The following is a 12,414-nucleotide window of genomic DNA, read 5'->3' on the forward strand; positions in this document are numbered from 1 at the left end:
TGCGGGCGGTGGGGCACCGTGGCTATCGCCGGGCCTCGGTCACGATCGCGGCCCGGTCACGATCGCGGCCCGGTCACGGCCCAGACCCGGCCATGGCCGCAGATCCGGCCGCGGTCACGGCCCGCTGGTGAGGTCTGCCACCGTGGGGCTGGAGGAGACCTGGCCGCCCGAGTTGTTGATGATGTGGTGGATGGTCCCGGTGCCGCCCAGCGAGACCGTCACCATGTCGTGGAACGTCGTGCCGCTGGTCGGCACCTCGATGGCGCGGTCCGCGGCCACCGCCGAGTTGGTGCTGAAGTAGCAGTACACGCCGATGCCCCAGGCCTGGTGCGAGGTCACCGTGTTGGCGACCTTGTAGGAGGGGTAGCCGTTCTCCCCGCCGCCCGCGGTCCAACTCGCGTTGTTGGGAACGTCGTAGGGCATCTCGGACTGGTAGAAGTAGGTCCGTCCGCCGTTGCCGTTCCACAGGGTCTGGTACTGCTGGTAGTGCTCGACCGCCAACCCGTACATGGTGACGTTGGCGCCGTTGACCACCAGCCCGTTCGCGGCCGTGTTGGTGCTCCAACCGACGGTGCCGCCGTTGCCGTGGTCGGCCCGCCAGATCCACAGGTCGCTGCCGACCGTGTCGGCGCTGTTGACCACCAGCGACGCGGTGGCCTTGCCGGCCACGTCGCCGCCGACGCGGAAGAACACGTCCTGCAGCTCGGTCGGGTCGGCGGCGTGGCTCGCCGACGAGCCGGCCGGGCCGATCTGCACCAGCGCGGAGCTGTTGGTGGTGCCCGCGCTGACGATCAGTCCGGCGATGTCGATGCCGTTGACGTCGGCGGTGGTGATCGCGGTGACGCCGTTGTCCGGGACCAGGGTGGCCAGGCCCAGGCCGAGCACCACGGTGTCGGGCCGGGTGATGTTCAGCGGTGCGCTGAGGTGGTAGACGCCGGGGGTGACCAGCAGGTTGAGGCCGGAGGCCAGCGCGGCGTTGATGGTCGCCGCGGTGTCGCCGGACTTCACCACGTAGAACTGGCTGATCGGCAGCGAGGTGCCCGCGGTGCTGCCGCCGGTCCAGTCGGGGCCGGTGGCGTTGGTGCGCAGGGCCGGGACCATCACGTGGTAGAGGCCGGTGGAGTCCACGTACAGGTACGGCTTCTCGCGGCCGGTCGGGGTCTGCGCAACCGTGGTGTAGGTCGGGAACGACTGGCCGGGGGCGCCGTTGTCGCCGACGAAGACCATGTTCCAGTTCGATCCGGCCCAGCTGCCCATCGAGGTGTTCTGGGTCAGGAACTGCTGCTGGGTGCCGGAGTTGATCTGGCCGGAGACCCGGGAGTCGCCGATGAAGCCGCCGGAGGACCAGTTGCTGCTGTTGTTCCCCGAGGTGTTGTCGTCGAGGATCATGTTGCCGTGCACGTCCACCCGCCGGAACGGGTCGGCCTGGGAGACGGCGTACTCCAGCGTCCCCGAGCTGGGCGTGTCGGACAGGTTCTCCACGTCGCGCCAGAAGTTCTGGGTGGCGTTGCCGCCGGACCAGCCGGCGTCGACGTGCACGCCGCCGCCGGTGAGTGACACGTCGTCAGGGGACGCGCCGAGTCCGGCGACCTCGGTGTAGAAGCCGACCGGCACGTCCACGTTGTAGCTGCCCGGCTCGAACAGCATGGCGTAGCGGTTGGTGCCGAACTGGTTGGACTGCTGGGAGCTGTAGATCGAGTTGACGGTCGACTGGATGGCCGAGCTCGACATCGACGGGTCGAAGATCTTGACGTTCGGGCCGAGGTCGGGGTTGGTCGGCGGCGTCGTGCCGCCACCGCCGCCGACCGTGTTGAGCGTGTAGGACTGCGCGGCGGTGCCGTTGCAGGTGTACTGCTGCAGTTGGACGCTGTCGGCGGTGGAGGCGCTCGGCACGTCCAGGCAGAGGCCGCTGTAGTGGTTGACGAAGTGGTAGCGCCCGCTGCTCTCCAGCACCGGCTGCCACTCCTGGCTGCTGTAGCCGCCGTTGGCCCAGAGGTGGAGCAGTGCGCCGTTGGCGGTGGAGGGGCCGTTGACGTCGATGGCCGGCTGCGCGCCGTTGTTGTTGACGATCTCGTAGTAGCCGGAGTCGGCGCCGGCCCGGAACTGCCACTCCTGCGCGGTGGTGCCGTTGCAGGTGTACTGCTGGACCGCGGTGCCGTTGGCGGTGGACGCGGCTGCGGCGTCGACGCACTTGCCGCTGTTGTTCGCCACCAGGGTGTACCAGGCCGAGGTCGAGACGGCGGCCTGGGCGGAACCGGCGCCGAAGGCGGACAGGCCCGCGGCGAGCAGGACCACGGCTGTGCCGGGTCCCGCGACCCGGCGGGCAGCCATCCTGAACCTCTGGGAACGTTTCATGACGACCTTTCGCAATGGGGTGGATTGCGTTTCTGAAACATGAGGTGCAGAACACGTCGCCAAAAGCGTTCTGGTACAGATCATTTACTGGCGCTGATCTGCACTGATACTTCATAGAGCGCTCTCTGCAACATGTGTTCCAGGTACGAAAGCAGCCTGACCCGAACGTGTCAAGAAGCGGACACATCACCGCACGTCAGCGCTGGCCTATGCTGTGCCCGTGGAACACGCGCAGGAGATCACCAGCCCGCCGGTCGGCCGCGCCACGGTCCGCGACCTCGCCGCGCACCTCGGCCTGTCGGCCGCCACGGTCTCCCGCGCCCTCAACGGCCGTGCCCATGTCGCGGCCGAGACCCGCCGCCGGGTCCAGGAGGCGGTGCGCCAACTCGACGGCCCGGCCCCGCAGCCGCGTCCGCGCCCCCGGCGGCAGGGGCAGGTGCTGCTGCGCTGCCCCTACGAACTGACCGACTACTTCGGGCCGATCGTCTCCAGCGCCGCCGAGACGCTGCGGCTGCACGGCCGGGAGGTCCTGCTGGACGCGGGCAACGCCGGGTACCACGACGCGGTGCTGGCACGGCTGCCGAGCAGGCGGGACATCGCCGGGGCGGTCCTGGTCCTGCCGCCGGAGTCCGCCGCCGACCTGGACGCGCTGCGCGCCTCGGGCACCCCGTTCGTGGTGATCGATCCCCGGGTGCGGGTGCCGCGCGACGTGCTCTCGGTCTCGGCGGCGAACGTGACCGGCGCGCGTGCCGCGACCGCGCACCTGACCGGCCTGGGCCACCGCCGGATCGGGGTGATCTCGGCGGCGCCGGTGCTGACCGCGGGCGAGGACCGGATGGCGGGGCACGCCTCCGCGCTGGCCGAGGTGGGCGCGCTGATCGACCCGGCGCTGGTCCGGGCCGGGGAGCCGGTCACCGGAACCGGCCACCGCCTGGGCGGCGAACTGCTCGACCTCTCCCCCCGGCCGACCGCGGTGGTGTGCTTCAACGACAAGGTCGCCGTCGGCGTCCTGCGCGCCGCCGCCGAACGCGGCCTGCGGGTGCCCGCGGACCTGTCGGTGCTGGGCTTCGACGACATCGACGTCAGCCGCGCCAGCACGCCGGAGCTGACCACGGTGCGTCAGCCGCTGCAGGAGCTGGGCCGGTTGGCGGTCACCGCGCTGGTCCGGGTGCTGGAGGGGCACGAGGCGGAGGCCCTGCACATCGAGCTGGCGACCCAGCTGGTGGTCCGCGGCAGCACCGGTCCCGCGCCGGGCCCGGACGGCGTTGTCAGTGGTGCGGCCTAGGGTTCAGGTATCGCAGTCGCCGGTGGTGGCGACCAGCGCACTGACGTTCCGCAACCCGCGCTCCGCCCCTGGAGGGGACACCCATGACTTCCGCCGTGCCCGCCACCGAACTGACGACCTATCTGGAGCTCTCGGAGGAGGGATCCGGCGCCCACAAGTACTACGAGGTGCGGCACTCCGGGCTGGAGGTGACCATCACCTACGGCCGGATCGGCGAGGCCGGACAGGTCCGCACCGCGGCCTACCCGAACGTGCAGAAGGCCGCCGCGGCAGCGGCCCGCAAGGTCGGCGAGAAGGTGCGCAAGGGCTACGCGCCGGCGGTGCGGGGCGTGCGGCAGCGGCGCGCGGTGACGCGTCGGGAGATCACCAGCTCGCGTTCGTCGGCCCGGCAGGCCCCGGTGCTGTGGCGGTTCTCCTCCGGCTCGCCGGCCTTCGGCGTCTTCGTCGGCGAGGAGCACGCCTGGGTCGGCAACCAGCGCGGCGACGTCTTCACGCTGACCCACGACGGGACGGTCACCGGCCGGTTCGGGCTGCCGGACGGGGTCAAGTGCATTGTCGCCGACGACTTCTGGATCTACGCGGGCTGCGACGACGGGCGGGTGTACGACCTCGGTGGCAAGGTGCCCCGGGTCGCCTACGAGATAGCCGACGACGTGGACATCTACTGGCTGGACATCCATGACGGCGTGCTCGGCGTCTCCGACCGGAAGGGTGGCATCACCACCGTCGACCACGAGGACGAGTTCCAGTGGCGGCGCGGCGGCGAGGGCAGCCACGCCTGGATGGTCCGCTGCGACGACGACGGCGTCTACCACGGCCATGCCCGCGGCGTCACCATGTACGGCGCGGGCGACGGCGCGCAGCTCTGGGGGACGGAGACCGACGGCGCGGTGCTGTTCGGATGGCAGGAGACAACCGAGGTCTTCGCGGGCACCAGCCGCGGCTGGGTCTACCGGCTGGGGAAGGCGGACGGCGCGGTCCGGGCCCGCTACCGCTGCGACGCGGCGGTCTTCTCCTGCGCGACGTCGCCGGACGGGCGGTACGTCTTCGCCGCCGACAACCACTCGTCGGTCTACTGCTTCGGCCCGGACGGCACCCGGCTCTGGAAGCTGGGCACCGGGTGCGGCTCCGCCTACTCGATGCAGTACCGCGACGAGCGCCTCTACATCGTGACCACGGACGGCACGTTGGCCTGCATAGACGCCAGTGAGTCCGCGGTGCGCGACGCGGAGGACGGTCGGCTGCCGGAGACCGCGGACATCAAGGCCGCCGGGTGGGAGCGGGTGCTGCCGTCGGCCTCGGTGGAGACCGTGACCGCCGGTCAGGCCGGGGCGTCGGGCGGGGTGGTGGTGGAGTGCGTCCAGGAGGGCGCCCGCACCCGGATCCGGGTCGTGACGCCGGGGTTCGACCCCGGCTGGCGGGTGCAGTTCCCCAAGGACATCCGCGTCCCCGGGGCCCGCTACCTGGTCGCCGAGGTGCACCCGTCCGGCAGCGGCGGCTTCTACCGCGCCCGCGGCGAGATCCGCCGCCTGCTCTGACTAGGCCTCAGGCTCAGGGGCGGCGGAGCGCAGTGCCGCGGTGAGTCGGGTCGCGAGTGCGTCCATGGCCTGCGGCGGCACGCGCTCCTCGGTCGGGGCGTTCAGCAGGGCGAAGACGCCGGGGCCGCGCAGGGCCGGGGCCAGGTCCGGCATCCGCGGGACGACGTGGACGTGGACATGGGCGAAGCCCTCGGCCTCGGCGAACTGCACCGCGTAGGTCTTGGCGCAGCCGGTGACCTCGGTCAGCGCCCGGGAGAGCCGGACCTGCCAGCTGCCGAGCCCGGTCGCCTCCTGGTCGGTCAGCTCGGCCAGCGCGGTGACATGACGCCGCGGCAGCAGCACCAGCCAACCGGGGAGGGAGGTGTCCATGGCGTGGGCGACCCGCCAGTGCGGGTCGGCGGCGATCAGCTCGCGCGGGGGGAGGGTGTCGATCGTCCGGTTCATCCGGCAGGCGTAGCAGTCCATCGGGACATCATTCCGTCAGGGAGCGGCGGCGCGCATCGCGGTCACTGCCAGGGTGGTGCTGTTCAGCGTGAAGCCGCCGCCCAGGGTGTCGATGGCGCTGCCGACCGCGTCCAGCACCTCGGCCAGTTGCCCAGGGCTGAGCTGGGTCAGGCCGCCGGTGGTGGGCAGCAGGTCGAGCCACTGGTCGCGGCTGTAGTACCGCTCCCAGTCGAATCGCCACTGCTCGGGTTCGTCGAACTGTCCGGTCTCGCGGATCCGGTCGGCGAACTTCGCGTACATGGCGTGGTAGAGGTCGAGCGGGCGTCGGGCCGCCTGGTTGTTGAACGGGGAGTCGGGCACCGCCCGCCGGTAGGCGGCGGCGAACGGTTCGGCCACCTCGGCGGGCGGCTCGTACACATGCCCGAAGACGGCCAGCCGTCCCCCGGGGCGCAGCAGTTGCGCCGCCTTCGCGGTCCCCGCGACCGGATCCACCCAGTGCCACGACTGGGCGGCGACGACCGCGTCGAAGGTCCGGCCGTCCGGCTGCCAGGCTTCGAAGGCGGCGACCTCCACCCGCAGTCCGCGGGCCCGCGCGGCGTCCGCCATCCGCGGATCGGGGTCGACGCCGAGCACGGTGCAGCCTGCGGCCTGGAACTGACGGGCCGCGATGCCGGTGCCGCAGCCGACGTCGAGGACGTCGCGAACGTGGCGGGCGCCTTGCCTGTCGCGGACGTCGGTTCCCGGGTCTCCAGCGACGATCCGGGACACCAGCGCGTCGGGGTAGCCGGGCCGGGCGTGGTCGTAGCGCTGCGCGTCCACACCGAAGGACTCGGCCATCCGCCGGGCCGTATGCGGCTCGGGCAGGGACGGCTCCGGCGCGGACGGCTCCGGTTGCTCTCGCGGTAGAGTGGGCATGCGCCCACTCTAGTGGGCAGCTGCCCACTAGGCAACGATAAGCCGACAGAGCGACAACACGACACATCGACCGACGGACGAGAGGACCAACGCGTTGCCCACCGGGGTGCACCTTCGCGACGCACGGCAGCAACTGTTCGACGCCGCCGAGCGGGTACTGCTGCGGGACGGGCCGAACGGGCTGACCAGCAGGGCCGTCACCGACGAGGCAGGCTGCGCCAAAGGCGTCCTGCACCGGCACTTCGCCGACTTCGACGCCTTCCTGGTGGACCTCGTGCTCGACCGGGCCGCACGGCTGGAGACGCAGGCGAGTGCGCTGCGCGCGTCAGTCGGCACCGGCACCGTGGCCGGCAACCTCACCGGCGCGCTGACCGCGCTGTTCCAGCCGGTCCCGGTGGCGATCATCCCGCTGATCACCTTCCGGGACGAGCTGCGCGCCCGGCTGCGGCAGGCCATGCCCGGAGGCGGCATCGCCATCCTGGCCCAGGCCACCGCCGCGGTCTCCGGCTACCTGACCGACGAACGCGACCTCGGCCGGATCGCGGCCGACGCCGACATCGACTCGCTCACCCTCTCCCTGGTCGGCGGCGGGCACCTGCTGTTCGCCGACCCCGACCGCGCCCGCGATTCCGGCGCGTCGCCCGCCACGACAGCCGTCGACAAACTGGTGACAGCGGTCATCGCCGACGCCGTACAACGGAGCGGCGGCAACGCCCGGTAACCCGGGGCGGGCGGAACGTGCCGACTCCTCGTCGGTGAACCGCCGCATCCTTGACGGCAGGTCAGCCACCGGGAAATCCGGTTGCCAGACCCGCGACGCGGATACCACGATGCGCTTTGTGACGACCGCAGCCCGTACCTCTCCGCCCGAAGCTCCCCGGCCGGTGGCCCTGCTGACCGGCGTCGGCCGTTCCGTGGGCATCGGTGCGGGCATCGCCCGGCAACTGGCCCGCTCGGGCTGGAACATCGCCTTCACCTACTGGACGCCGTACGACGCCCGGATGCCCTGGGGTGTCGAGCCGGCCGCGGCGAACGGCATCGCCGCCGCCTTGGCCGAACACGGCGTGGACACGGTGGCTGTGGAGGCGGACCTCGCCGACCCCGACGCCCCGGGGAAGGTCTTCGACCAGGTCGAGGCCCGTCTCGGCGGCGTCACCGCCCTGGTGATGTGCCACGCCGAGTCGGTCGCCTCCGGCCTGCTCGACACGACCGTCGAGAGCTTCGACCGGCACTTCGCCGTGAACGCGCGCGCCACCTGGCTGCTGATCCGCGAGTACGGCCGCCGCTTCCACGGGGACACGGGTTTCCGCGGGGCCGCGGGAACCGGACGGGTGATCAGCCTCACCAGCGACCACACCGTCGGCAATCTTCCCTACGGGGCAAGCAAGGCGGCTCTGGACCGGATCACCCTGGCCGCCGCACACGAACTCGCTCACCTCGGTGCCACCGCCAACGTGATCAACCCCGGCCCGGTGGACACCGGTTGGATGTCCGACGAGCTCCAGGAACAGGTGCTCAGCCAGACCCCGCTGGGCCGCCTCGGCCGCCCGCAGGACACCGCGCACCTGGTGGACTTCCTGTGCTCGCCGCAGGGCCAGTGGATCAACGGCCAGCTGCTCAAGAGCAACGGCGGCTTCGCTTCCTGACCGCCCCACGAATCGTCGGGCGCGCGGGCGCAACCGCCACCCCCGCGTGCGTCGTCACAAGCGGTCGAGGCATCATGTCGGAATCCCCCGGGTCATACCGATGCCGGCCCGGCGTACTCACGCTTCGGATCTAGAGAAACGGATCTCACATGCCCACCCTCACCAAGGGCGACGGCCCCAATGACCTTCGCGGAGTCACCACCCTCGGCATGGGCCTGTCCTGGGACGCCACCGGAGGCGCCTCCGGCGGGCTGCTCGGCCGCGCGAAGCGCAAGCGCGGCGTGGACCTGGACGCGTTCGGGATCCTCCTCGACAACGACGGCCAGCCCGTACGCTACGTCGGCCTGGACGTCACCGACGCCATGGACGACGGCAGCGTCACCAGCACCGGCGACAACCAGACCGGCAAGGGCGACGGCGACGACGAGTTCATCAAGATGGAGCTGAACCGCATACCCGACCACATCTCGGCGGTGCTGATCACCATCGCGGCGTTCAAGAAGGGCAGTTCCTTCGACAAGGCCGCCAAGGTCAGCTGCAAGGTCTACGACGGCACCGGCGGCACGATGGACGTCGTGGCGGACATCTGGCCGAGCCTGCTGGGCACCGGGAACGCGATAGCGGTCGCCAAGGCCGTGCGCGCGGGCACCTCCTGGACGCTGGAGGTCGTCAACACCCGGGGCAAGGTCGAGCAGGGCAACATCCAGGCGCTGCTGCGGTTCGCCGTCAACCACTGACGGGCGTCGACACACCGCCTGACGGACGGTCGGGCCCGGCCCCGCGGAGCGATAGGGGCCGGGCCCGCGGAGCCGTCAGTGCAGGGTGAACTTCTGCGCGGCGGTGCCGTTGCAGTCCCAGATCTGCAGCCGGGTGCCGTTGGCCGTGGCGCCGCTGGGCGAGTCCAGGCAGCGGCCGGACTGGGGGTTGAACAGCGAGCCGTCGGAGCGCTGGTTCCAGACCTGGCCGCCGACGCCGTTGCAGTCCCATAGCTCGACCTTGGTGCCGGCGGCGGTTCCGTTGCCGTTGATGTCCAGGCAGCGGCCGATAGTGCTCAGCGAGCCGTTGGCGTTGTGGGTCCAGTACTGGTCTTCGGCGTAGGACTGGCAGTTCCACAGCTGGACGGCCGTCCCATCCGCGCCGGTGTCGTCGCCCGCGACGTCGACGCACTGGTTGCCGGGGCCGGTGATCTGCCCCTGCGGCCCGTTGGGGACGTTCGTCTCACCGGCGTAGCCGACCGAGACGACGTTCGCCTGGACCGCGTTCTCGGCGGCGTCGGTCGGGTAGCCCGCGACCATCACGCCCTCGAAGAAGGTGCCCATGTTCCAGTTGCTGTTGTCGCCGCCGGTGCCCAGGATGATCCCGCCCTCCTGGTGCATCGGGGTGTAGCCGCCGCGCGTCGGCAGCGCACCGCTCCACCAGGTCGACAGCCCGCCGGACTGCGCGTTGCCGCCCTTGAGCGCGTACGTCGTCTGCCCGTTGTTCTTCAGGACGGCGGTGACGAACGCGCTCCTGTTGCCCGCGTTCGCGGTGTTGGAGCCGTTGTCGCCCTGGAACATGCCGTTCTCCATGTCGGCCTCGACCCAGGGGCCGGTCCCGGTGCACGGCGCGAAGTAGCAGGTGGTGGCGATGCTCACCGCGTCCATGTGACCGTTGCCGGTGTCGGCCGGGGTGCTCTCGGCGTTGCCGTAGTCAAAGCAGCAGGCCGAACCGACATGGGTACCGCTGGCGACCATGTAGGCACCCTCGGGCTGCCCGTTCACCGCAGCGCCCGACGCGGCCCCGCTGGAGCGGTAGCCCACACCCGGGGAGACCCAGATGCCGTAGACCTTGTGCCCGCCGGCCGTGACCGACAACTCACTCGCATCCGCCCCGCGGTCGGCCCCCATACCGGAAGTCCCGGCCGGACCGGGCAGGAGGTCGTTGTGACGCGAGGTCTGATCGTAGACCCTGGTGATCCGACAGGTGGTGTTGGCACAGAACGAGTCCTGCTGCGCGGCGTTGGCGTAGCCGCCGGGGGCCAGCAGCCCGATGTCGGCGGTGCCGCCGTTCGACGCCCGGGTGACCTGGTACAGCGGGCCGTTGTACGCAGAGAACAACGCCCGCGTAGTGCTGTGCGCAGCGACGCAGGGGGTACCGGCGGCAGCGTAGATGTCGCACGGCAGCGAGCCGGCCGCCTGCGCCGAGGCGGGGGCGCCGAGGAAGGCGCCGAGCAGAAACCCGAGCGCCGCCACGGCGGAGAGCAGGGTCCGGAGGTACCGACGGGTCGATCGTGCTGGTCGTGCTAACCGTTCCGATTCCGTGCGCATGGCGTGCTCCTGGGTGGGGGGAGGGGAGCTGACTCGGCTGCGCGGCAGGGCAGTTCGCACTGCCTGCGACTTGTTCGAAAGGTACGCACTCTGATGGATAACGTCTAGATCTGTTGCTTTTTCTTGTTGGCTTTTTTCTAGAGACCCACGATCAGCTGGATGCAGATGATCTTGACCAGGATGGCCAGCGCAAACAGGGTCGAGTAGCCGGTGTTGATCCGGTTGTCGCGGACCTGGGCATTCGCGTAGGAGGTGAGCGCCGGGTTGCCGACGTATCCGGCGAGCAGCCCCATCGCCCGTTCCCGGCTCTGGCCGAGCAGTCGGCAGGCCAGCAGCAGCAGCGAGTAGCTGACCACCGCGCCGACCACCAGCACCGCCAGCAGCTTCAGCCCGAACAGCGAGAAGGCGTTGACCCGGAAGGCGTAGCCCGAGGTCAGGCCGACGATGGCGAGAAAGAGCAGCAGGCCGATCTGACGCAGGGTGAGGTTGGCCCGGGTCGGCAGGGTCCACACCAGCGGCCCGGTGCGGCGGCGCCAGCCCAGGAACATCCCCATCAGCAGCGGTCCCGCCGCCGTGCCCAGGGCGAGGGTGGTCGAGCCGACGGTGACCGAGGGGATGCCGATCAGAAAGCCCAGGCACAGCCCGAGACCCAGGCTCACCGCGCTGACCTGGCTGGTGCCCGCCTCGTTGTCGCCGAGGTAGCGGGTGATCTCCTCGGCCCTGCCGCGCGGGGCGACCACCCGGATCCGGTCGTCGAGTTGGACCACCACTCCCCCGGTGGCCAGCAGGTCGTCGTCGCCGTGCCGCAGCCGGGAGGCCTTGGCGCCAAAGCGCTCGGCCAGTTCCAGTTCGGCGACGGTGCGTCCGGCCAGGGCCGGGTTGCTGACCAGGATGCGCCGGTAGTCGACGTACCCGCGGTCGTCCAGCAGGTGGTGCTCGGCCCGGGACCCGAGGAACGCGGTGCCGGCCTCGACCGCCTCGTCGCCGCCCACCAGGACCACCTGGTCGCCCGGTCGCAGGACGTCGAGGTCCAGTGCCACCGCCGGTCGTCCGCCGACGGGTTCGTGCACGCTGGCCAGCAGCCCGCCCTCGGCGACCCCGGGGACCTTGTTCAGCCGGGCCTCGCGCCCCACCCGCACGGTGACGGTCCGCAGTTCGGCGGGCAGCCCGTCGCCCGGGTCCTTGGCCGCGGGCCAGGGCCCGCGCTTGGCGAGGAAGGAGAGGAACAGGATGGTCACCACGATGGCCAGCGGATAGCCGATGGCGTAGCCGACCGCGGGCTGGGTCGGGTCCGCGGAGGCGGCCTGGGCCGCCGCCAGGCCGGGGGTGGTGGTGCCGATGCCCGCGTACCCGCCCGCGAGGAAGGGGCCGCTGATGCCGAACAGCGCTTTTCCGCCCCAGCCGACCAGCAGCGCGGTGGCCACCAGGGCGACCACCGCGCCGACCATCACCGGCAGTTGCCTGCCGACCTCACGGAAGAAGGCGGGGCCCGACTCCAGCCCGACCGTGTAGACGTACAGGGCCAGCCCTTCCACCGACAGCGCAGTGGGGACGGCGGCGCCGACGCCCTTGTCGAGGGCGCCCACCGCGAGCCCGGCGAAGAGCACCCCGGCCGCACCCAGCTTGACCGGTCCGAACCTCACCATTCCCAGCAACGAGCCCAGGGCGATGACCGCGAAGAGGGTGACATAGGGGTGATCGGCGAGGAACTTCGCCACAAGGGCCCGCTTTCCCTGGTCCGTCGGCCGCCCGCCTGCGCAGGCTTGCCGCAGCCGCCACCGTGCTCCCCGGGGCCGCCTGGCCGACCCCCGTCCGCCCACCCCACACCAATACCGGCGGGCGCCGTCCGCAGGGACACGGGCGGTGGGGCCGCACGGAGCAACCGAACTCACCTGTCCGGACGCAGCCGGGATCCGGCCGATGAG

The 12,414-nt window shown here is 71.3% G+C and carries 10 protein-coding genes; 5 read left to right on the forward strand and 5 right to left on the reverse strand.

Annotation, left to right across the window (positions count from 1 at the left end; all coding sequences use genetic code 11):
* Nucleotides 1–114 precede the first annotated feature (114 nt).
* Nucleotides 115–2,331: an RICIN domain-containing protein gene (locus tag ACEZDE_RS02470; RefSeq protein ID WP_380531378.1), complete on the reverse strand. Its 2,217-nt coding sequence runs from the start codon at nt 2,329–2,331 to the stop codon at nt 115–117.
* A 244-nt stretch (nt 2,332–2,575) separates the two neighbouring features.
* On the opposite strand from ACEZDE_RS02470, the gene ACEZDE_RS02475 reads away from it, so the two are divergent.
* Together ACEZDE_RS02475 and ACEZDE_RS02480 are read left to right on the forward strand one after the other, a co-directional pair.
* Nucleotides 2,576–3,640 carry a LacI family DNA-binding transcriptional regulator gene (locus ACEZDE_RS02475; RefSeq protein WP_380531381.1) on the forward strand — a complete coding sequence of 355 codons (1,065 nt, stop codon included), beginning with the start codon at nt 2,576–2,578 and terminating at the stop codon, nt 3,638–3,640.
* An 83-nt stretch (nt 3,641–3,723) separates the two neighbouring features.
* Nucleotides 3,724–5,178 (forward strand): WGR domain-containing protein, encoded by a 1,455-nt coding sequence (locus ACEZDE_RS02480; RefSeq protein ID WP_380531384.1) that lies wholly within the window; start codon nt 3,724–3,726, stop codon nt 5,176–5,178.
* Here the strand turns inward: ACEZDE_RS02480 and ACEZDE_RS02485 are convergent, their stop codons facing one another.
* Entirely contained in the window at nt 5,179–5,643 is a 465-nt protein-coding gene (locus tag ACEZDE_RS02485) for an HIT family protein (RefSeq protein WP_380531386.1), read from the reverse strand. It abuts the gene before it with no gap.
* Nucleotides 5,644–5,658: 15 nt separating this feature from the next.
* Complete coding sequence (locus ACEZDE_RS02490) at nt 5,659–6,537, reverse strand: class I SAM-dependent methyltransferase (protein ID WP_380531389.1); 879 nt, start codon at nt 6,535–6,537, stop codon at nt 5,659–5,661.
* Nucleotides 6,538–6,631: 94 nt separating this feature from the next.
* Here ACEZDE_RS02490 and ACEZDE_RS02495 point away from each other — a divergent pair, with 94 nt between their 5' ends.
* The 3 genes from ACEZDE_RS02495 to ACEZDE_RS02505 all read left to right on the forward strand — a co-directional run bounded on the left by ACEZDE_RS02495 (nt 6,632) and on the right by ACEZDE_RS02505 (nt 8,920).
* Complete coding sequence (locus ACEZDE_RS02495; RefSeq protein ID WP_380531392.1) at nt 6,632–7,258, forward strand: TetR/AcrR family transcriptional regulator; 627 nt, start codon at nt 6,632–6,634, stop codon at nt 7,256–7,258.
* A gap of 109 nt (nt 7,259–7,367) precedes the next feature.
* Nucleotides 7,368–8,183: an SDR family oxidoreductase gene (locus ACEZDE_RS02500; RefSeq protein ID WP_380531395.1), complete on the forward strand. Its 816-nt coding sequence runs from the start codon at nt 7,368–7,370 to the stop codon at nt 8,181–8,183.
* A 149-nt stretch (nt 8,184–8,332) separates the two neighbouring features.
* Complete coding sequence (locus ACEZDE_RS02505) at nt 8,333–8,920, forward strand: TerD family protein (RefSeq protein ID WP_380531398.1); 588 nt, start codon at nt 8,333–8,335, stop codon at nt 8,918–8,920.
* Nucleotides 8,921–8,995: 75 nt separating this feature from the next.
* Here the strand turns inward: ACEZDE_RS02505 and ACEZDE_RS02510 are convergent, their stop codons facing one another.
* Both ACEZDE_RS02510 and ACEZDE_RS02515 read right to left on the reverse strand, forming a co-directional pair.
* The gene (locus tag ACEZDE_RS02510) at nt 8,996–10,489 is read right to left on the reverse strand and encodes an arabinofuranosidase catalytic domain-containing protein (RefSeq protein WP_380531401.1); all 1,494 of its coding nucleotides are present in this window, start codon (nt 10,487–10,489) and stop codon (nt 8,996–8,998) included.
* A gap of 137 nt (nt 10,490–10,626) precedes the next feature.
* A complete protein-coding gene (locus ACEZDE_RS02515; RefSeq protein WP_380531404.1) occupies nt 10,627–12,207 on the reverse strand; it encodes an aspartate-alanine antiporter-like transporter in 1,581 nt (526 codons plus the stop codon).
* Nucleotides 12,208–12,414: the final 207 nt, after the last annotated feature.

Origin of the sequence: Streptacidiphilus cavernicola (genome assembly GCF_042510955.1) — a bacterium.
Classification (GTDB): domain Bacteria; phylum Actinomycetota; class Actinomycetes; order Streptomycetales; family Streptomycetaceae; genus Streptacidiphilus; species Streptacidiphilus cavernicola.